Source organism: Hyphobacterium sp., from assembly GCF_965217055.1.
Lineage (GTDB): Bacteria > Pseudomonadota > Alphaproteobacteria > Caulobacterales > Maricaulaceae > Hyphobacterium.
Genome location: NZ_OZ244227.1, coordinates 2,168,060 through 2,187,500, shown reverse-complemented (window position 1 = coordinate 2,187,500; position 19,441 = coordinate 2,168,060). Strand labels below are relative to the sequence as shown.

23 protein-coding genes and 1 riboswitch are annotated in these 19,441 nt (G+C 62.1%); of the genes, 6 read left to right on the top strand and 17 right to left on the bottom strand.

What is annotated here, in order from left to right:
* Positions 1-144 precede the first annotated feature (144 nt).
* The gene (locus ACOOFN_RS10820) at positions 145-1,203 is read left to right on the top strand and encodes an acyltransferase family protein (protein WP_420431335.1); all 1,059 of its coding nucleotides are present in this window, start codon (positions 145-147) and stop codon (positions 1,201-1,203) included.
* On the top strand, positions 1,200-2,273 hold the full coding sequence (locus tag ACOOFN_RS10815) for an acyltransferase family protein (protein ID WP_420431333.1): 1,074 nt from the start codon (positions 1,200-1,202) through the stop codon (positions 2,271-2,273). The genes ACOOFN_RS10820 and ACOOFN_RS10815 overlap by 4 nt, the downstream gene beginning before the upstream one ends.
* Here the strand turns inward: ACOOFN_RS10815 and gcvPB are convergent, their stop codons facing one another.
* The 6 genes from gcvPB to ACOOFN_RS10785 form a co-directional block, all read right to left on the bottom strand.
* Positions 2,274-3,854, bottom strand: coding sequence for an aminomethyl-transferring glycine dehydrogenase subunit GcvPB (gene gcvPB / locus ACOOFN_RS10810; RefSeq protein ID WP_420431331.1), 1,581 nt, complete (start codon positions 3,852-3,854; stop codon positions 2,274-2,276). It lies immediately after the preceding gene.
* Complete coding sequence (gcvPA, locus tag ACOOFN_RS10805; protein ID WP_420431329.1) at positions 3,854-5,197, bottom strand: aminomethyl-transferring glycine dehydrogenase subunit GcvPA; 1,344 nt, start codon at positions 5,195-5,197, stop codon at positions 3,854-3,856. Before gcvPA ends, gcvPB begins: the two co-directional genes overlap by 1 nt.
* Before the next feature lie 16 nt (positions 5,198-5,213).
* Positions 5,214-5,579: a glycine cleavage system protein GcvH gene (gcvH, locus tag ACOOFN_RS10800; RefSeq protein WP_420431327.1), complete on the bottom strand. Its 366-nt coding sequence runs from the start codon at positions 5,577-5,579 to the stop codon at positions 5,214-5,216.
* 21 nt (positions 5,580-5,600) lie between these two features.
* Positions 5,601-6,686: a glycine cleavage system aminomethyltransferase GcvT gene (gcvT, locus tag ACOOFN_RS10795; protein ID WP_420431325.1), complete on the bottom strand. Its 1,086-nt coding sequence runs from the start codon at positions 6,684-6,686 to the stop codon at positions 5,601-5,603.
* A gap of 145 nt (positions 6,687-6,831) precedes the next feature.
* A riboswitch (glycine riboswitch) is annotated at positions 6,832-6,922 on the bottom strand.
* Positions 6,923-6,970: 48 nt separating this feature from the next.
* Entirely contained in the window at positions 6,971-8,734 is a 1,764-nt protein-coding gene (gene argS / locus ACOOFN_RS10790) for an arginine--tRNA ligase (RefSeq protein WP_420431323.1), read from the bottom strand.
* A 4-nt stretch (positions 8,735-8,738) separates the two neighbouring features.
* Entirely contained in the window at positions 8,739-9,302 is a 564-nt protein-coding gene (locus ACOOFN_RS10785) for a hypothetical protein (protein ID WP_420431321.1), read from the bottom strand.
* A 94-nt stretch (positions 9,303-9,396) separates the two neighbouring features.
* Between ACOOFN_RS10785 and ispH the strand changes: the two genes are divergently transcribed.
* Genes ispH through rnhA form a run of 3 tightly spaced genes read left to right on the top strand, consistent with a single transcriptional unit; the run spans position 9,397 to position 11,233 of the window.
* A complete protein-coding gene (gene ispH / locus ACOOFN_RS10780) occupies positions 9,397-10,356 on the top strand; it encodes a 4-hydroxy-3-methylbut-2-enyl diphosphate reductase (protein WP_420431319.1) in 960 nt (319 codons plus the stop codon).
* Positions 10,353-10,781: a DUF1801 domain-containing protein gene (locus tag ACOOFN_RS10775; RefSeq protein ID WP_420431317.1), complete on the top strand. Its 429-nt coding sequence runs from the start codon at positions 10,353-10,355 to the stop codon at positions 10,779-10,781. The genes ispH and ACOOFN_RS10775 overlap by 4 nt, the downstream gene beginning before the upstream one ends.
* On the top strand, positions 10,781-11,233 hold the full coding sequence (rnhA, locus tag ACOOFN_RS10770; protein ID WP_420431315.1) for a ribonuclease HI: 453 nt from the start codon (positions 10,781-10,783) through the stop codon (positions 11,231-11,233). The genes ACOOFN_RS10775 and rnhA overlap by 1 nt, the downstream gene beginning before the upstream one ends.
* Positions 11,234-11,258: 25 nt before the next feature.
* Here the strand turns inward: rnhA and ACOOFN_RS10765 are convergent, their stop codons facing one another.
* From ACOOFN_RS10765 to ACOOFN_RS10755, 3 genes are read right to left on the bottom strand one after another with little or no spacing between them, the layout of a single operon-like run.
* Entirely contained in the window at positions 11,259-11,711 is a 453-nt protein-coding gene (locus ACOOFN_RS10765) for an NfeD family protein (RefSeq protein WP_420431313.1), read from the bottom strand.
* A gap of 9 nt (positions 11,712-11,720) precedes the next feature.
* Complete coding sequence (locus tag ACOOFN_RS10760) at positions 11,721-12,692, bottom strand: SPFH domain-containing protein (protein WP_420431311.1); 972 nt, start codon at positions 12,690-12,692, stop codon at positions 11,721-11,723.
* A gap of 25 nt (positions 12,693-12,717) precedes the next feature.
* Positions 12,718-13,200 carry a peroxiredoxin gene (locus ACOOFN_RS10755; protein ID WP_420431309.1) on the bottom strand — a complete coding sequence of 161 codons (483 nt, stop codon included), beginning with the start codon at positions 13,198-13,200 and terminating at the stop codon, positions 12,718-12,720.
* Positions 13,201-13,310: 110 nt separating this feature from the next.
* On the opposite strand from ACOOFN_RS10755, the gene ACOOFN_RS10750 reads away from it, so the two are divergent.
* On the top strand, positions 13,311-13,877 hold the full coding sequence (locus ACOOFN_RS10750) for a YqgE/AlgH family protein (protein ID WP_420431307.1): 567 nt from the start codon (positions 13,311-13,313) through the stop codon (positions 13,875-13,877).
* Here ACOOFN_RS10750 and ACOOFN_RS10745 read toward each other — a convergent pair whose 3' ends face one another.
* From ACOOFN_RS10745 to ACOOFN_RS10710, 8 genes are all read right to left on the bottom strand, one after another.
* Positions 13,878-15,008, bottom strand: a complete 1,131-nt coding sequence (locus ACOOFN_RS10745) for an EAL domain-containing protein (protein ID WP_420431305.1) — start codon at positions 15,006-15,008, stop codon at positions 13,878-13,880.
* 1 nt (position 15,009) lies between these two features.
* The gene (locus ACOOFN_RS10740) at positions 15,010-15,582 is read right to left on the bottom strand and encodes a GNAT family N-acetyltransferase (protein WP_420431303.1); all 573 of its coding nucleotides are present in this window, start codon (positions 15,580-15,582) and stop codon (positions 15,010-15,012) included.
* Between the two features lie 45 nt (positions 15,583-15,627).
* Positions 15,628-16,281 (bottom strand): SURF1 family cytochrome oxidase biogenesis protein, encoded by a 654-nt coding sequence (locus tag ACOOFN_RS10735; RefSeq protein WP_420431301.1) that lies wholly within the window; start codon positions 16,279-16,281, stop codon positions 15,628-15,630.
* 46 nt (positions 16,282-16,327) lie between these two features.
* Positions 16,328-16,627: a DUF983 domain-containing protein gene (locus ACOOFN_RS10730; RefSeq protein WP_420431299.1), complete on the bottom strand. Its 300-nt coding sequence runs from the start codon at positions 16,625-16,627 to the stop codon at positions 16,328-16,330.
* Positions 16,628-16,695: 68 nt separating this feature from the next.
* A complete protein-coding gene (locus ACOOFN_RS10725) occupies positions 16,696-17,559 on the bottom strand; it encodes a cytochrome c oxidase subunit 3 (RefSeq protein WP_420431297.1) in 864 nt (287 codons plus the stop codon).
* Positions 17,560-17,631: 72 nt separating this feature from the next.
* The gene (locus tag ACOOFN_RS10720; protein WP_420431295.1) at positions 17,632-18,207 is read right to left on the bottom strand and encodes a cytochrome c oxidase assembly protein; all 576 of its coding nucleotides are present in this window, start codon (positions 18,205-18,207) and stop codon (positions 17,632-17,634) included.
* Positions 18,185-18,433 (bottom strand): hypothetical protein, encoded by a 249-nt coding sequence (locus ACOOFN_RS10715; RefSeq protein WP_420431293.1) that lies wholly within the window; start codon positions 18,431-18,433, stop codon positions 18,185-18,187. The genes ACOOFN_RS10720 and ACOOFN_RS10715 overlap by 23 nt, the downstream gene beginning before the upstream one ends.
* Entirely contained in the window at positions 18,430-19,419 is a 990-nt protein-coding gene (locus ACOOFN_RS10710) for a heme o synthase (RefSeq protein WP_420431291.1), read from the bottom strand. The genes ACOOFN_RS10715 and ACOOFN_RS10710 overlap by 4 nt, the downstream gene beginning before the upstream one ends.
* Between the last annotated feature and the right edge of the window lie 22 nt (positions 19,420-19,441).

The window sequence follows — 19,441 nt, the reverse complement described above, 5'->3', positions numbered from 1 at the left end:
GAGCGCGGCGATAGGGCATGCATGACACATTCGCAGTGAAAAACGGCGAAATTCTGTGAGATTCGCCTTTTATCACTGAGGGGAAATGGAGCTTAACTGCTTCACGTCAATGTCGGCAAAGCCCCGCAGCAGGAGTCTCCGCAAATGGCGCCACGCCAGCTGCATTCGATTCAGGTCCTGCGCGGACTGGCCGCCTTGAGCGTCGTGATCGGCCATCTCTGGCAGGTCGAGACCCGATTCCTCGGTGAAGAACTGACCTCATCGGTCATGCTGGTCGGATTTGCCGGTGTCGATCTGTTTTTTGTGCTGTCCGGTTTCGTCATGGTGCATGTTACGCGGACGCTGGAAACCGGTTCGCGCAACAATGCCTATTTTCTCTACAAACGGGTGACCCGGATTTATCCGCCCTATTGGGTGTTTACCGCGCTGATGATCGTCGCCATCCTCGTCGGCCCGGATACCAGTACGGAGCGGGTCCATACCGATGCGGTCGTGTCATCGCTATTATTGCTGCCGCAGTTCGAACTGCCCATCCTGCCGGTGGGCTGGACGCTGGTGCATGAGATGTATTTCTACATCGTTTTCACCGCGCTGCTCTTTCTGCCACGCCGGTGGCTGCCCTTCGCGCTGATCATCTGGCTTTTGGTGGTTGCTTTGGCGACCGCTTTCGGCCTTCACCGCCAGACGGCAACGTTCAGCATCGTATTCAATCCGCTCACGGTCGAATTCCTGCTCGGTGCCGCCCTCGCACTGTGGCGCCCGAACCTGCCGCGATGGGCGGGCGCCCTGGCCATTGCCGCCGGATTATCGGGCCTGTTGGCCGCTGCCGTCGCGCTGGGCCCGCTATCCGTCGAGACTTTTCCGGTTTTCTGGACCCGTTTCTTCGTCTTCGGTATCCCCGTCTTTCTGATTGTTCTCGGCGTGCTGCAGTTCGAAACCGGTACACCAACAGGCGTGTTTGCTGGCCTCGTGCGGCTCGGTGACTGGTCCTACTCGCTTTATCTCGGCCATCTCATTTTTCTCGCGGCGGGCGCGCGAATCTGGACACTGGTCGTCCCGGATCTCGGCTGGCTCGACAATCTGGCGATGTTGAGCCTCGGCGTGGCCGGCTGCATCATTGCGGCTGGACTGACCTATCATTGGGTCGAACGACCCATGCTCATCGCCACGCGCCGCTTCGGTCACCGGGTCTTTAAGTCGTGACGGTCGAATCAACAGCCATCCGCCTGGCCAACATCCAGGCCCTGCGCGCGATCGCCGCCCTCCTGGTTGTCGCCATTCATGTCCAGGCGAACGAGCTTCGCGCTTCAGCGGACCCGCTGCTCTCGCCCTGGCTTTATCACGGGGTCGCCGGCGTTGACCTGTTCTTCGTCATTTCCGGCTTCATCATGGTGCACGTCACGCGCGGCCGGTTCGGCAAGGGCAGCGCGGCACTCGAATTCCTCTATCACCGGGCGCTGCGGGTCTATCCACCGGTCTGGCTGTTTACCGCCCTGGCCGTGCTCGGTTTCTATGCGCAGGGTACGCTGGCCGACTGGCTGTCGCGGTCCGGCCTCGTCGAATCCTTCCTGCTTATCCCGCAACGTGCGGACCCGTTGCTCGGCGTTTCCTGGACGCTGATCCACGAACTCTATTTCTACGCCATTTTTTCGTGCTTCCTGTTGCTCCCGCAAAACCGGCTGCCGCTCGCGCTCGCGCTCTGGTCCGCGGGGATCGCTGCCGGGCTGGCGTTCGGCATCGGGCCCGACTCGAACCCCTGGCTGAAGCTGGTTTTCCACCCGCACACTTTCGAATTTATCGCCGGTGCCTTTGCCGGCCTGCTTTTTCATCACGGCCATTATCGCCGGCCGGCTTTGATTGCCGGCATCGGCGTTGCCCTGTTTCTGGCAGGTGCCTGGGTACTGGGCCTGCGCGGGCCGGAAAACTACCCGGCATTCTGGGGGCGGGTCCTGGCCTTCGGCCCCGGTGCCACGCTCATCGTGCTTGGCATGGCCGGGCTGGAGCTGCAGAAAAAAATGACGCCGACGCGCTGGCTCCAGCACGTCGGGGACTGGTCGTACAGCCTCTATCTCTCGCACATATTGGTGATCGCGGCTCTCGCCCATCTCTGGGCGCCATTCGCCCGCCCCGGGCCCGTAGACAACGTGATCATGATCATCGCCATGGTCGCACTGCCGCTCATTGTCTCGGCGGCGGCCTACCGGTTCTACGAACGACCGACCCTTCAGCTGGGAAAGAAATGGGGACGGCGCCTGTTCAAGGCACCGTCCTGATCATTCCGCCGCTTCGGCGACGAGCGGTGTCCAGCGCAGAACCGGCTGGCGGGCCGCGCGGGTCTCGTCGAGACGCCGCATCGGCGCATGCACCGGCGCCGCCTTGAAGCGATCCGCTTCCCCGGCCTTTGCCGCCTCGGTCAGCCCGCGCAGCACATCGCAGAACCGGTCGAGCCCAGATTTTGACTCGGTCTCCGTCGGCTCGATCAACATCGCGCCATGCACCACCAGCGGGAAGTACATGGTCATCGGGTGATAGCCTTCATCGATCATCGCCTTGGCGAAATCGAGCGTCGTCACACCGGTGTCCTTCAGGAAGCGGTCGTCGAACAGCGCCTCGTGCATGCAGGTGCCGTCAAACGCCGGCGTCATGATGTCCTTCAGCGAGGCCAGCACGTAATTGGCGTTAAGAACGGCGTCCTCCGCGGCCTGTCGGAGTCCGTCGGAACCGTGGCTCATCATGTAGGTCAGCGCCCGCGTGAACATGCCCATCTGGCCATGGAAGGCGGTCATCCGGCCGAACGGGCTGGCGTCGCCACCGTCGAGATCGTTCTCGTGCTCGGCCATCTTCAACGTGGCACCATCGCTTGTCCGCACCACGAAGGGTAGAGGCGCATATGGCGCCAGCGAGTCCGAGAGCACGGTCGGGCCGGAGCCTGGGCCGCCGCCGCCATGCGGTGTCGAAAACGTCTTGTGCAGATTGATGTGCATCGCATCGATGCCGAGATCGCCCGGCCGCACGCGCCCCATGATGGCGTTGAAATTCGCGCCGTCGCAGTAGAAATACCCGCCAGCCTCGTGGATGAGATCGGCGATCTCGCGAATATCGCGCTCGAACAGGCCGCACGTGTTGGGATTGGTCAGCATGATGCCGGCGACATCATCGCCAAGCTTTGCCTTGAAGGCCTCCATGTCGACGCGACCGGTCTCGTCAGCCGGTATCTCGTCGGTCTTGAAACCGCACTGCACAGCCGTGGCGGGGTTTGTGCCGTGCGCCGATTCCGGCACCAGTACGCGCCGGCGGTGGGTCTCGCCGCGCGCATCCAGGGCGGCGCGGATGGCCATCATGCCGCACAGCTCGCCGTGCGCACCGGCCTTCGGGCTCATCGCCACGGCCGGCGTATTGGTCAGCACCATGAGCCAGCGGGCGAGTTCCTCGATCAGCTTGTAGGCGCCCTGCACCGTCTGCTCCGGCTGCAGCGGGTGAATGTCCGCAAAGCCTGGCAGCCGCGCGATCTTCTCGTTCAGGCGCGGATTGTGCTTCATCGTGCACGAGCCCAGCGGATAAAGCCCGAGATCGATCGCATAATTCTTGCGGGAGAGGCGCACATAATGGCGCATTGTTTCCGGCTCGGAGAGCCCCGGAAGGCCGATGACGCCGTCGCGCTTCAGCCCGCCCAGCCGGTCGGCCCGGCCCGATGGATCCGGCAGGTCGACACCGCTGACATCCAGCGAGCCACGTTCGAACAGCAGCGGCTCGGCCTGCTCCAGACCGCGCGATCCGGAAAAAGTGTCTTCATATCCGCCCGGATCGATATCGTGCTCCATGCGGGTCGGCCGGCCTTGCGTATTCATGCCCATTACAACACCTCCCGCAGGGCGGTCTCGAATGCCGCCAGATCGTCTTCGGAATTGGTCTCGGTCGCGGCGACAATCAGCACGTCCTCCATCTCGCCCGGATAGAGACGCGATGCGGCAATGCCGCCCAGCACGCCTTTCTCGACCAATTGGTCGAGCACACCGGCGGCCGGTTTCGGCAGACGCAGTGCGAACTCGTTGAAGAAACAGTCGGTCACGAGCTCGACTCCCTCGATACCGCCAAGACGATCGGCGAGATCGCACGCCGTCTCGTGATTGATCCGGGCAAGGGTTTTCAGGCCCTTTTCGCCCAGCAGCGTCATGTGGATCGTGAAGGCCAGCGCACACAAGCCGGAATTGGTGCAGATGTTCGAAGTCGCCTTGTCGCGGCGGATGTGCTGCTCGCGCGTCGACAGCGTCAGTACGTAGCCGCGGCGGCCATCGGCATCCACCGTTTCGCCGGCCAGCCGGCCAGGCAAATTGCGGATGAAACGGCGATCGTCCTTGCAGGCAAACAGGCCGACATACGGCCCGCCGAAATTAAGCCCGACGCCGATCCCCTGGCCTTCGCCCACAGCAATGTCCGCGCCCATTTCACCGGGTGATTTCACCAGGCCAAGCGACACCGGCTCGGTGAAGACGGCGATCACAAGCGCGCCGTGCTGGTGCGCCTTCTCCGAGATCTCCGTCAGATCATGCAGGCGGCCGAACACGTCCGGGGTCTGGATCACCACGCACGCGGTTTCATCGTCGATCATGTCGGCAATGCCGGCGAGGCCGCCGAGATCCGGCGCACTCGAGACGATGTCGATATCCATGTATCGGGCGGTGGTCCGAGTCGTCGCCGAATAGTGCGGATGAAGCGACCCGGCGAGCACAGCTTTCTTCCGCTTGGTCACCCGCGCCGCCATCAGCACGGCTTCGCCACATGCGGTCGAGCCGTCATACATGGAGGCATTGGCCACATCCATGCCGGTCATGAGCGCGACCTGGGTCTGGAATTCGAACAGGGTTTGCAGCGTGCCCTGGCTGATTTCCGGCTGATACGGCGTGTAGGCGGTCAGGAATTCGGAACGCTGGATGAGATGGTCCACACTCGCCGGCACATGGTGCTTGTAGGCCCCGGCGCCGACGAAGAATGGCACGCTGGACGCCGGCGTGTTCTCCGCCGCCAGTTTCGACAAGGCACGCTCGACCTGCAATTCGGTCTGGTGCGCCGGCAGATCGACCGGTGCGTCGAGGCGTGCCGCGTCCGGGACGTCGGTGAACAAGTCGTCGATCGACTTGGCACCGATCTTCGCCAGCATGTCGCGCCGGTCCTCCGGCGTCAGCGGAAGGTATCTCATCCGATTTGTCCTTTGATCAGGAGATGTGTGCCTTGTAGGCGGCCTCGTCCATGAGCCCGTCAAGCTGGCTCTTGTCTGACAGCTTCAACTTGACGAACCAGCCATCGGCGTCCGCGCTTTCATTGACCTTTTGCGGCTCGCCTTCCAGCGCGTCATTGACCGCCGTGACCTCGCCCGACACCGGCGCATAGACTTCCGAAGCGGCCTTGACCGATTCAACGACCGCCATCTCGTCGCCCTGGTCAAAGCTGGCGCCGATTTCCGGCAATTCCACGAAAACCACATCGCCCAGCTGTTCCGCGGCATAGGCGGTAATGCCAACCGTTACGGTCTCGCCCTCGATCTTCACCCACTCATGGTCCTTGGTGTATTTCACGCTCATCGCATGCTCCCCTTCCAGTGATTAGCCCCGGTAATAACGTTGCTCGACAAAAGGCATCTTCGTGATTTTCGCGGGACGTGACTTGCCCCGCAGCACGATCTCGACCTCGGTGCCCGGCACGGCGAATTCGAGATCGATATAGGCCATGCCGACCGGGCCGCCCACGCTCGGGCCGAAGCCGCCCGATGTGACGACACCGACCGTCTTGCTATCCTTGACGATCTCCGCGCCTTCCCGGGCGGGCGCGCCTTCCATGGTGAACCCCACCCGCTTACGGTCGGGCTTGTCGGCAAACATTTTCATGACCCGTTCGGCACCTGGGAAATCGAGCCGTTCGCGGCGCGGCTTCGCAACCGCCCACATCAGCGTCGCTTCGACCGGCGTCCTGGTCTCGTCCATGTCATGCCCATAAAGGCAAAGCCCGGCCTCGAGGCGCAGCGAGTCGCGTGCGCCCAGTCCGATCGGCCTGACCCGCTCATCCGTCAGGATCAACCGCGAGATCGCCTCCGCGCGGTCGGCGGGAATGGAAATCTCGAACCCGTCCTCGCCGGTATATCCGGAGCGCGACACCCAGATCTCGGTGCTGTCGAGCGCGAATACGGCACATTGCATAAAAATCAACTTGGCCGCACCCGGGACCAGCGCGCCAAACACGTCGGCAGCAGCAGGCCCCTGCAAGGCAATCAGCGCGCGATCCTCGATGACGTTCAGCGGGCCACCGGTCTTGTCGGCGATATGGGCAAAATCATTTGCTTTCGTCGCCGCATTGACGACGAGGAACAGCCCGTCATCGCCGAACGGGCGCGAGACCATCAGATCGTCCATGATGCCGCCCTGATCGTTCAGCAGCAGCGTATATTTCTGTTCGCCCGGTGCCAGCACGGAGAGGTCCGCAGTGATCAGCTTCTCGAGCGCGGCCTCGTCGCCTGTATAATGCGCCTGGCCCATATGCGAGACATCGAACAGGCCGGCGGCGTCGCGCGTGTGATTGTGTTCGGCCATGATGCCGTCGAACTGCAGCGGCATATCGTAGCCGGCGAACGGCACCATCCTGGCACCCAGTTCGACATGGAGATCATGAAGCGGCGTGCGCTGCGTATCTGTCATATGGCGTGGCCCCGTATCCGGCATGTCCGGCGCACCGGACGGCCCCCGCTGTCGGATCGACCTGAGAGATTCCGCAAGAAGAAGGGGTTCTTCCCTTGCTTGCTCCTTCGGTGGGGCATTTCGCAATGCCCGCTTTCCAGCGTTTCGTCATCCCGCGGTCCTTTGGCCTGAGCGTTTCCGGGGCGGTTGCGCCTTCGGCGCCGGCTTTATTCGCCGGTCTCTCCCGCGGGGACGTGTTGAGGAGGGTTTAGAGCGCCCAAAACAAGAGTCAATCGCGATCGACTCTACATTTTCTCGGGTGCTTCCAGTCCGATCAGCGACAAGCCGAGTTCGAGCTGTTTCAACGTGGTCTGCGCCAGTGCCAGGCGCGACGCCCGCACGGCCTCGTCCTTCTCCGGCAGGATCGGACAGCTCGCATAGAAGGAGGAAAACGCCTGTGCGAGGGAATAGACATGCTCGCAGACATGGTTCGGCGCCCGTTGCTCATAGGCGCGTACGAGCGCTGCATCAAACCCGTCCAGCCGGCGCACCAGTGCCGCTTCCGCATCGTGGCCCACCACGATCGGACCCGCCACGAGGCCCTGGTCCGCCGCTTTGCGCATGATCGATTTCACGCGCACGGCCTGGTAAAGGAGATAGGGGCCGGTCTTGCCTTCGAACGAGACAAAGCGGTCGAGCTCGAAAATGTAGTTTGTCGTCCGGAAGTTCTGCAGGTCCGCGAACTTGATCGCGGCATTGCCGACCATGCGCGCAACCTTGTTGAACTCGTCCTCGGCGAGATCATCGCCCAGCCCGGCCTCGTGCAGCCGGGTCTGCGCCCGCTCATAGGCCTCGTTGATCAGGTCAGCCAGCCGGAAAGTTCCCCCGGCCCGTGTCCGCAAGCGCTTGCCGTCCGGACCATTGACCGTGCCGAACTTGACGTGTTCCAGCGCGCCTTCTTCAGCCAGCCCGGCCTTGTAGGCGGCGCGGAAAACCTGCTCGAAATGGTCCGACTGCCCCAGATCGACGACATAGAGGGTCAGGTCAGGCCCGAACGAGGTCTTGCGGTCGAGTATGGTCGCCAGGTCGGTCGTGCCGTAGAGCGCCGAACCCTGTGAACTGACCAGGATCAGCGGCGCCAATTCCTTCTTGTCGTCCTCGCGTGCCGTGCGAACGATCCAGGCGCCCTCCGACTTCTCGGCCACGCCGCGATCCTTGAAGTCCTGAACCAGGCCGGGAATCAGGTCATTGACGTCGCTTTCGCCTTTCCACAGGTCGAAATGCACGCCCAGCGCGCCAAAATCCTGTTTCAGCGCCGCGATGGAAACCGTGATGAAATGCCGGAGCAGCGCCCGGTAACCGCGCCGCCCGGCCTGGAGTTCGGCCGTCGCCTTGCGCGCGGCCGCCGCGCGGTCCGCGTCTTCCTTTGCCTTCGCAGCTGCTTGCGGATAGAGCCGCGACAAGTCCTCGATCGTTACCGGCGGCTCGGCGGGGTAATCCCCCTCGAATGCCGCATCGAAATACGGCAGGTCTGGCTGCTCGGCCTGGAGTTCGGTGACCAGAAGGCCCATCTGGTAGCCCCAGTCGCCAAGATGGATATCGGACACCACCGTATCGCCGCGGAACCGCAACAGGCGCTGCAGGCTGTCGCCGATCACCGAGGAGCGCAGATGCCCCACATGCATGGGTTTGGCGACATTCGGGCCGCCGAAATCGATCATCACCTTGCGCGGCACGTCGACCGTACCGGCGCCGGTACGGTCATCGCTGGCGATCGTATTGGCTTGCAGGCCATAGACCGCCACGGTCGGTGTGAAGTTCAGGAAGCCCGGTCCGGCAATCTCGATCTTTTCGAACAGATCATCGCCCTCGAGCTGGGCAACAATCTCCTCGGCGACGGCGCGCGGGGCTTTCTTCGCGATCCTGGCGGCCGCCATCGCGCCATTGCACTGATACGGCGCGAGATCCGGCCGATCCGATTCCGTGCAGTGTCCCAGCTCTTCCGGTAATCCAATGGCCGCAAACGCCGCGCCGACGCGCGCGGTGAATTGATCGACAAGGCTGGGCATGGTGCTAGTCCTCGGGCTGACCCGCATTCACACGGAAGCGCTGGCCCTCGCGGTTCCACTGCAATTGTTCGTCCGTCAGCACGAAGCCGACAATGATCTCGAAATTCGAACCCGATGTGGTTTCCGACGCACGTGGAATGGAGATGCTGTCGATCTCCTCGGTCATGTAAATCCGGTCCTCGCCCGCGTCGAAGCGAACGCGGATCGGGAATTCCTCGCGGTGCAGCACCACGCGGTCGGTCCGCGTGACTGCAACGAAATAGGTGTAGGTGTGCTCCGAACCCTGCGCCGCAGGACCGCGTCCGAAACCAAAGTCGATTTCCAGATTGGCGATGATCGGCTGCGAATCATAATACCGGCAAAGCGAACGTACGCCGTTGATTTCACCCGTGAAACCAATGCTCTGAATGGTTGCCGGCTGACCCGTCAGTTCCACCACCCTGTGTGCATCATACAATGTCAGCGCGGACGGGCATGGACCCGGATTGTCCGGCAGGTCGCGAAAAACGCTTTCCGCCGTGCTGCAACCGCCAAGAATCGCTGCGACACAAAGAATTGACCAACGCATGGATGATGACTCCGGACCGACGGTTGATTATGTCAGGGTCTTACGACGCCTATTGGCCTGCCGCAACGGCGGGACCGCAGATGATGGATCGGAAATGAGCGTTCGCCCGAAAATGCACGTAATTCTCGCTGCACCGCGCGGCTTCTGTGCGGGCGTCGACCGCGCCATCCAGATCGTCGAGCAGGCCATCGCCAAGTTCGACGCGCCGGTCTTCGTGCGCCATGAAATCGTCCACAACCGGCACGTCGTGGAGCGCCTGCAGCGTATTGGCGCCATTTTCGTCGAAGAACTGGACGAGGCCCCGACGGACCGCCCGGTGGTCTTTTCGGCGCATGGTGTCCCGAAATCCGTGCCGTTCGAGGCCGAGCGGCGCAACATGATCTATGTCGATGCGACCTGCCCGCTGGTCTCCAAGGTCCACGTGGAAGCCCAGCGCCATTACAATAATGGCGCCGAGATCGTGTTGATCGGCCATGCCGGCCATCCCGAGGTGATTGGAACGCTGGGGCAACTCCCGGACGGCGCGATCACGCTGATCGAGACCGTCGAGGATGCCAGGGCGTTCGAGCCGCGTAATCCGGACTTGCTCGCCTTCGTCACCCAGACCACGCTGTCGGTTGACGACACGGCGGAGATCGTCGCGGCGCTGAAGGCCCGCTTCCCGTCGATTTCCGCGCCGCACAAGGAAGACATCTGCTACGCCACGACCAACCGCCAGGCCGCCGTCAAGGCAATGGCGGAGCGCTGCGATGTGGTTCTCGTGATCGGTTCGGAAACCTCGTCGAATTCCAAGCGCCTGGTCGAGGTTGCCCTGCGCGCCGGCGCACGCGATGCGGCATTGGTCGAGGACGCCGGCTCGGTCAACTGGACGCTGCTCGAAAACGCGGAAACGCTCGGCATCACCGCCGGTGCTTCGGCGCCCGAGAGCCTGGTCGAGAACCTGATCGCAGCGGTCGGTGAACGCTATGACACACATGTCGATGAATTGCGTGTCACCGAAGAGGATGTGGTCTTCAAACTGCCCCGTATCCTGACCCATGAGGCCGCAGAATGAGCGAGAACAAGACCAAGCCGACCGAAATTTCGCCCGAAGATTTTCTCGCCACCGTCGAGCCGGAAAAACGCCGCGAACAGGGCCTGCAGCTGTTGCAATTTTTCAAGGATGTCACCGGCTGGTCGCCGCGCATGTGGGGACCGTCAATTATCGGCTTCGGCGAGTACCATTACAAATACCCCACGGGCAGAGAGGGCGATTTCCTGGCCACCGGCTTTTCGCCGCGCAAGGCCAATTTGTCGCTCTACATCATGCCGGGTTACCAGAATTACGGGCATTTGCTCGACCGTCTCGGCAAACACAAGCTCGGCAGATCGTGTCTCTACATCAACAAGCTCGAGGATATCGACATGGATGTTCTCGCCGAGCTTGTCCGCGCCGGCATCGACGATCTCGACAAGATCTATCCGGTGAAGCCGAGCTGATGGGCCTGATCACCATCCACACTGACGGAGCCTGTTCCGGTAATCCGGGCCCGGGTGGCTGGGGCGCCATTCTCGAATGGAATGGTCATCGTAAGGAAATTTCCGGTGCCGAGCTGGAGACGACCAATAACCGCATGGAATTAATGGCGGCGATCCGTGCTCTGAAGGCGATCAAGGGCAGCGGCAAACCGGTCCGGTTGGTGACGGATTCCACCTATGTACGCGATGGCGTCACGAAATGGATTCACGGCTGGAAGAAAAATGGCTGGAAAACCGCCGCCAAAAAACCGGTCAAGAATGCCGATCTGTGGATGGAACTGGACGCGGCTGCATCCCGGCATGAAGTCAGCTGGGATTGGGTCAAGGGCCATTCCGGTGACCCCGACAATGACCGCGCCGACGAGCTGGCGCGGCTGGCAATCGCACAGATGCGTGATGCCAGCCTGATGTAGCTCGAACGCAGCGGAAGGCTGAACGTCAGGCTTTCAGGATGAGGCGTGTCCCGTCCAGCGCCGTGACAACGGCGCTGGCCCCGACAGCCAGATCACTGCCATCCGCGGTCTTGGCCGACCATTCGGTGTCGCCATGGCGCACCCGGCCGCGACCTTCCGTGAAACCGGACACCACGGTCACCCGTTCGCCGACAAGATAGGTCGCCCGGGTGTTGAGGCCGCTATCGGCGCCGGATTTCAGGCGGGGTTTCACGAAGCGGTCCCCCAGCAGCAGGAAGAGCACGCCGAGACCGGCAAAGATGGCAAGCTCGACCGGCCAACCGACGAAGGCAGCAAACAGCGCGGTGACGAAGGCGGAAGCCGCAGGCCACAGGATATAGGTTGTGCCGGTGAGCAATTCGGTGATGAGCAGGGCCGCGGCAATGCCGAGCCACCACCACACATTCAGGCTTTCCAGTGCTGTGATCAGCAGGTCCATGAAGGCCTCCTATTCCGTTGGCGGCACACTGCCGCGCGCCTGGCCGACAGCATCCGTGGCCGCGTCCTTGGCCGCGTCACGCGCTGCCTTCGCCAGCTCGCCCACGCCCATCACGGTCGAGACGATATTGGAGAACTCGGCCGGGATGATGACCGTTTTCTGCTGGTCGCTTTCGGCCAGCTTGGCAAACGCCTCGACATATTTCTGGCCGAGGAAATAGTTTACCGCATTGAGATCGCCTTCGCGGATCGCCTTTGACACGGCCTCGGTCGCGCGCGCTTCGGCCTCGGCCAGTCGTTCGCGTGCCTCGGCGTCCCGGAAGGCGGCTTCCTTGCGGCCTTCGGCTTCCAGGATCTGTGATTGCTTTTCACCCTCGGCGCGCAGGATTTCCGACTGTTTTTCACCTTCCGCTTCAAGGATTTCCGCCCGCTTCAGGCGTTCCGCCTTCATCTGCCGGGCCATCGCCTCGGTAATGTCCGGCGGCGGCGACAGGTCGCGGATCTCGATCCGTGTCACCTTCACGCCCCACGGATTGGTGGCGGCATCGATCACGGACAGAAGGCGCGCATTGATATCGTCGCGGTTGGACAGGACCTGGTCGAGATCCATCGAGCCGACCACGGTCCGTACATTGGTCATCGCCAGATTGACGATCGAGAAGTCGAGATTGTCGACTTCGTAGGCCGCCCGCGCCGCTTCCATCACCTGGATGAACACCACGGCGTCGACCGACACCATGGCGTTATCCTTGGTGATCACTTCCTGCTTGGGCACGTCGAGCACCCGCTCGCGTACATTGATCTTGTACCGGACGACGTCGACGAACGGCACGATGAAGTGGAGACCGGGCGTCAGCTTTCGCGTGAACCGCCCGAACCGTTCAACCGTGTATTCCATGCCCTGCGGCACCGCTTTGATCGTCATTGAGACGATCAGCAGCGCCAGCACGACGATCACGCCGATAAAGATCAACTCGCCCATTGGAAGGCTCCTCCCTTCTGGTGTCCTAGAGCTGGGTCAGCATGTGTTCCGCGCTCGACGTACGGAAATCGCCCGGCTCTTCAGTGTTCAGGATCTCGACCTTGCCGTCCTTGACCAGCATCGAGAAACGTTGCGAGCGCAGGCCCATCCCGAAACCGGACCCGTCCATCGTCAGACCCGTCGCCTGCGCAAAATCGCCATTGCCATCGGCGAGCATGACGATGTCATCGCCGACGCCCTGATCATCGCCCCAGGCCTTCATGACAAAGACATCATTGACCGAAACACAGGCAATCGTGTCCACGCCCTTTGACCGCAATTCATCGGCCTTTTCGACAAATCCCGGCAAATGCTTGGCCGAGCAGGTCGGCGTGAATGCTCCCGGCACCGCGAACAGCGCCACGGTCTTTCCGGCAAACACGTCGCTCGTTGAAACCTGCGACGGTCCGTCTGCCGTCATCACACCGAATTTCACGTCTGGCAGGCTGTCGCCCTTTGCAATCGTCATATTGGGAATCTCCTCGCTTATGGCGTTATTGGAATGTTGCCCGATCACTTCTGGTCTGAATAGCGGGAACATGGGTTTACCTGTCCCCGTTTTGGGGAGAGCATGCTTGCATGCAAGACGCGGGATATCTCACCGGGAAGCTGTTGATCGCAAGCCCTGCGATCGGCGACCCGCGATTCGATCGCGCGCTGATTTACGTTTGCGATCATGATGACGAGCACGCAATGGGAATTGCTGTCAATAATCCGGTCGAAGATCTCCGCCTGCCCACGCTTTTCGACCAGCTCGAGATCGAAAGCGACATCGTTGTTCCCGATCGCGCCGTGCTGAATGGCGGCCCGGTCGACGGAGATCGCGGCTTTGTCCTGCACACACCGGATTTCTCGCACGACGCCGCGACCATGCGGGTGTCCAGCAATATCTGTCTGACGGCGACCCGCGAAGTGCTCGACGCCATGGCGTCCGATCACCCGCCCCGTCGCGCTGTGCTCGCGCTCGGCTATGCCGGCTGGGGGCCGGGCCAGCTCGAAGACGAATTGCAGGCCAGCGCCTGGCTCGTGGCCGAACCGGAAGAAAGCCTGATTTTCGATGATCTGTTCGAAAACAAGTGGGAGCGTGCCCTCAAGCTGATCGGCGTCGATCCCGCTCACCTGTCGGCAATTTCCGGCCACGCCTGATCAGCGCGGTGGTGGCGCGATCCGTCCGGGCAGCCCCGACTTGACGATTTCCGCCGCGAGTTCCGGTGCCACGGCGCCCGCAAAGCGGAAACCCTGCCCGTAATCGCATCCCATTTCCGCAAGCTGCGCGGCGGTCTCTGCAGTTTCTATTCCTTCGGCCACGACTGTCATGCCGAGATGATTGGCCAGCTGCATGACCGATTCCACCACTTTGGTCGCGCTCCCCGACGACGCCATGGCGCGAATGAAATAGCGATCGATCTTCACGGTATCGAAGTTGAACTGATCGAGCCGCGACAGCGAGGAATAGCCGGTCCCGAAATCATCCAGCGCCAGCTGGATGCCCCCAGCCTTGAGATCGGCAATCACCCGGGCCGCCTCGTCAGGCTGACGCATGATCTCGGTTTCCGCGATTTCCAGCTTGTAGCTTCCCGCGCGCAGGCCCGATCGCTCGATACTGCCGATCAGGGTCTCGGCGAATCCGTCCGTCAGCAATTCACTGACAGTGGCGTTGGCGGCAATGAACAGCGGCGTATTCGGTAATGCCGTGCGCCAGGCTGACAGATCCCGCGCCGCTGCGTCGCGTACCTGGGTGCCGATCCGGCCAAGCAGGTCGAGATCATCGGCCAGCGGAATGAAATCATCCGGCCCGATCAGCCCGACGCCGGGGCGGTCCCAGCGTGCCAGGGCTTCAAATCCCACCAGCGCACTCGTCTCCAGCGATACGATCGGCTGGTAGTGGGCAAGGATTTCTCCATCATCCACTGCTGCCGTGACACGGTTTTCGCGAATCAATTGATCGCCGGCGTCCACGCAGAACCGGCCGGCCGGCAGAACCAACCCGGTCAGGCAACCGTCAGACCGTCTTTGGCCGATGAACCTTAGATACCGCACGGCTCCCTCTTCACCAACCAGCCGCACACGCTGATCGATTTCACCCGCGATAATGGCTTGCGAGAAATCCGGGCGTTCGGCGGGTGCCAGTTTCTCGATGATGTCTTCGAGCAGGTAGGTCGCCTTGATCAGGCCAAGCCTGCCGTAATCTCCGTCAAAACAGGCCGTCTCCAAGTCGATGACGAACGCGACCGCACCAGAGGCTTTGGTGGCTTCGGTCAGCACAAGCTCATGCATCTCAGCGATCCTCGCACAGGATGGCCAGCCGGTCGTGGTCGCGCCATTCGCCGGCGATATTCAGCAATCCGCGTGCCCGTCCTTCGAAGACAAAGCCGATTTCCTCCAGCAATTGCCGCGATGCCGTGTTCTGCGGCTGCACGGCAGCCTCGACCCGGTTGAGCTGAAGGTCACTCCAGGCAAACGCCAAAACACGACGGATCGCCTGCCGGGCGAAGCCGCGGCGAATATAGGGTGTGCCGATCCAGTAGCCGATATCGGCGCTCTGCATCACGCCGCGCCGGATATTGTTGAGATTGCAGGCCCCCACCAGCAACCGGCCCTCTTTGCGAATGATGAAGAAAGGCGCGCCGCGCCCGTCGCGCCAGTCCATATCGTAGCGCCGCAGCCGGCCGCGGTAGGCGGTACGGGTCAGCTCGTCTTCGGTCCAGGCAGGTTCCCACGGCTCGGTATGGCGGCGGCTCGCGGCGCGCAGCTTCGCCCAGGCTTCATAATCCTCGGCGCGTGGCGCCCGCAGGATCAGGTCGCGCGTTTCAAGTTCCACACCCGGAGATTCGTCGCGCCACAGCGCCATGCGTCTGCCTCATTAAATCGACCTGATTCGTATAGCAAAAAGCCGCTAACGCCGGGTGAAGCACAAACGCCGGCGCTGCACATGCAAGCCGAGGTAAACCGCGATCAGCGCCAGCGCCATGCCCCACCAGGTCAGCGCATATCCAAGGTGCTGCACCGGTGGCACGGCCGCCAATTCGGGCGGCAATTCGTCCGAATACCCGACGATCCAGAAGTCCGCATAGATGCGTGCCGAATCGAGGGATTGCGCAAGGCTTTCCGGCTCGAAGCGGTAGAAGGTCCGTGAAGCGGTATCATTCTCTGCCGCAAACCCGCCGGTTTCCGGTGGCGGCCGGATCATCAATCGCTCTGTGGTGACGACATCGCCGCCGCGCAGGGGTTCGAACCCGTGCTGGACAAGGACCGACTGACCTGCACCGGCCTCGAAACAGTCGGGCAATGGCAAGGCATACATGTGTCGCCAGCCCGGTTCACCGTCCAGCGAACGGCCCTGGAAACGAATGAATTCCCGGTTGGCTGGATCCGGAAGCTCGACTTCCTGGCCGAAATAGCTGGCGCGGACATCGCACAACACCCCGCTTAGCGGCAGGGCCGCCCCCGTTTCGCGGCTTTCCCAAGCCGCCACGGCGTCTGCCTTGTCGCCCATCCGCCCCCATTGCCAGGCACCTAGCCACAATAACAGCGCCAGCGCCGGCAGCATGAAAAGGGTCAGGACAGGCAGCGGGCGGAACGTCAAGCCGCCAGCCTCAATGCTCGTCGTTGAAGCGGGCTTCTTCTGCCGCGTGCTTGTATTGCAGCGCGAACAGCACGCCCTTGAACGGGCGCAGCAGCAAGAGGCAGATCGCCAGCGTCAGCGGCAGCCAGAGGGTCATGTGGACCCAGATCGGCGGCTGCACTGCGACCTCCAGCAGGAGCGCCGGGATCACCACGGCAAATCCGGCCGGGAACATGACGAGGACAGCCGGACCGTCTCCGGCATCGGCAAAGCCGAAATCCAGATCGCAGACATCACAATGGTCAGCAATCTTCAGATATCCCGCAAACATCTGGCCTTCGCCGCAACGGGGGCATCGCCCCTTCAGACCTGCGGCGAAAGGCGAGACATGGCTCATCGCTACTGGAATGTCACATAGACGAAGGCGAACAGGAACAGCCAGACGACGTCAACGAAGTGCCAGTACCAGGCCGCCGCCTCGAGGCCGAAATGCTTTTGCGGCGACATGCCACCGGCCAGCAGCCGCAACAGGCAGATAGCCAGGAAGATCGTCCCGATGATGACGTGCGCGCCGTGGAAGCCGGTCGCCATGAAGAAGGTCGCGCCATAGAGATTGCCGTCGAAGGCAAAATGGGCGTGCGAATATTCATAGGCCTGCACTGCGGTGAAGCAGAGGCCGAGGATGACGGTCAGGACCAGCCCCTGGATGGCGCCCTTGCGGTCGCCGTGCTGCAGCGCGTGGTGCGCCCATGTCACCGTCGTGCCGGACAGAAGCAGGATCAGCGTGTTCATCAGCGGCAGATGCCAGGGATCAAAGGTCTCGATACCCGGCGGCGGCCAGTTTTCCCAGCCGGTAAAGTCAGCGCCGATGGCGACCGCATCCCAGCTGCCGCTGGCACGCAGATCGTGAAACAGGGCGGCTTCGAAGAACATCCAGAACCACGCCACGAAGAACATGACTTCCGACAGGATGAACAGGATCATGCCGTAGCGCAGACCGATCGCGACAACCGGCGTGTGGTCACCGGCACGCGATTCCTTGATCACGTCGCTCCACCAGCCGAACATCGTGTAGAGAATGCCGAGGAAGCCGATCGCAAAAAGCCAGGGCTGGCCTTCACCGAAGAAGAAATTGCCTTCCGCCAGGCCTTTCATCCAGACAACCGCGCCAAGCATCATGATGAAGGCGAACAAGGACCCGACGAAGGGCCAGGGGCTCGGATTGACGAGATGATAGTCGTGTTTGACGGCTTGACCGGCCATGTCTGTGTCTCCTGCGAGTCGTCCCCGGACGAGTTGAACGTCTGATACCTTCGGTATCGTTACGGATCAATGCTATGGTGCCGCTTCGCGGCGACCTGTCGCGCTTGCTCCGTCCGATTCCTGTTCGAAGAAAGTATAGGACAGTGTAATGGTACGGATATCGTCCATACGGCGCTCCTCGTCGATCAGCGGATCGACAAAGAACAGGACGGGCATTTCAATGCTTTCGCCGGGTTGCAGCGTTTGCTCGGTGAAGCAGAAGCACTCCAGCTTGGAAAAATAGGGCGCCGCTTTGAACGGCGTTACGTTGTAGGTCGCCATTCCGGTCACCGGCCGGTCCGACATGTTGGTGGCGCGGTAGAAGGCCAGTGCCGTTTCGCCGACATGCACCGTCATGGAGGTCTGCATCGGCTCGAACGTCCACGGCAGGCCGCGTTCCATGCTCGCATCGAACCGCACCTCGACCGTGCGTTCGAGCACGCGGTCAGCGCCGGTCTCGGCAACTTGCGTGGTGCCGCCATATCCGGTGACCTGGCAGAACAGATTGTAAAGCGGAACAGCCGCATAAGCTGCACCGACCATGGCAATGGCAACGCCGGACAGCGTAATCAGAAGGCGGGAATTCTTATTCTTCAGCCAGCGCTTCACCGTCAGCCTCCTCTGCCATCATCGCGGCTTCGCGATCGGCAATATTCTGGGTCAGCCGGATCGCCGTGATCGAGAAAACGATCGCCATGAATGCGACCAGGGACCAGGCGATCATGATGTTGCGCCGGTTGCGCGCCTTCACGAATTCGCGCTTGGCCTGTTCGTGCTCGGTGAGGTTCGGCTGTGCGCCGGTCTTTTCCGCCGTGGGTCTGTTTTCGTCGGTCAAATCACACCTCCAAGAGGCGTTGCAATATAGGCTCCAAGCGCATGTTCGGCGATGAGTGCGGCAAAAAGCGCGGCCAGATAGCCAATTGAATAGGCAAACAGGTCACGCGCGGCCTTGTCGCCCGCACGGACGGCATAGAGCGCACCCTCTTCCGCAGACCCGGCTTCGCCGGCGCGCGAATTGAAGATCCGCCAGGCTAGCACCAAGAAGGCCAGTCCGCCGAGCAATGAGACCCCGGCATAGACCGCGCCGCCGAGGCCGGTGAAAACCGGTGCCAGTGCGAACGGAGTCAGGATCAGCGAATAGATGAGGATTTCCAGACGCGTCCGCTTCGCGCCCTTGGCGACTGGCATCATCGGCACGTCGGCCGCTGCGTAATCGCCTGACTTGTAAAGCGCCAGCGCCCATGAATGCGGCGGCGTCCACAGGAAGATGATGGCAAACAGGATAGCCGAATCGAGCGTGATCTCGCCGGTCGCGGCGGCCCAGCCGATCATCGGCGGGAACGCACCGGCAGCGCCGCCGATCACGATATTCTGCGGCGTGCGCCGTTTCAGCACCATCGTGTAGATGACCGCGTAGAAGAAGATCGAGAAGGCCAGCAGCCCGGCCGCCAGATAGTTTGCCGCCAGCGCCATCAGCAATACGGCAATCGCTGACGCAACGATGCCAAAGCCGTAGGCATCTTCTGCGCGCACCAGGCCGCGCGGGACCGGCCGCAGCCGGGTCCGCCGCATGGTGGCATCGATATCCGCATCATAGGCCATGTTGAGCGCGCCCGCCGCGCCCGCGCCCATAGCCAGGGCGAAAAGCGATATCACGGCCATGAAGGGGTGCAGGCCCGCCGGGGCGGCGATGTAGCCCGCAAACGCCGTGAAGACGACAAGCGTCATCACGCGCGGTTTCATCAGCGCGATATAATCCCGCCATTCGGCGGGTGATGACGCAGCCTGGCCGGTCATCACGGTGTCCGTTCGAGTTGCCATGTCTTCATTCAAAGGCGTTCGG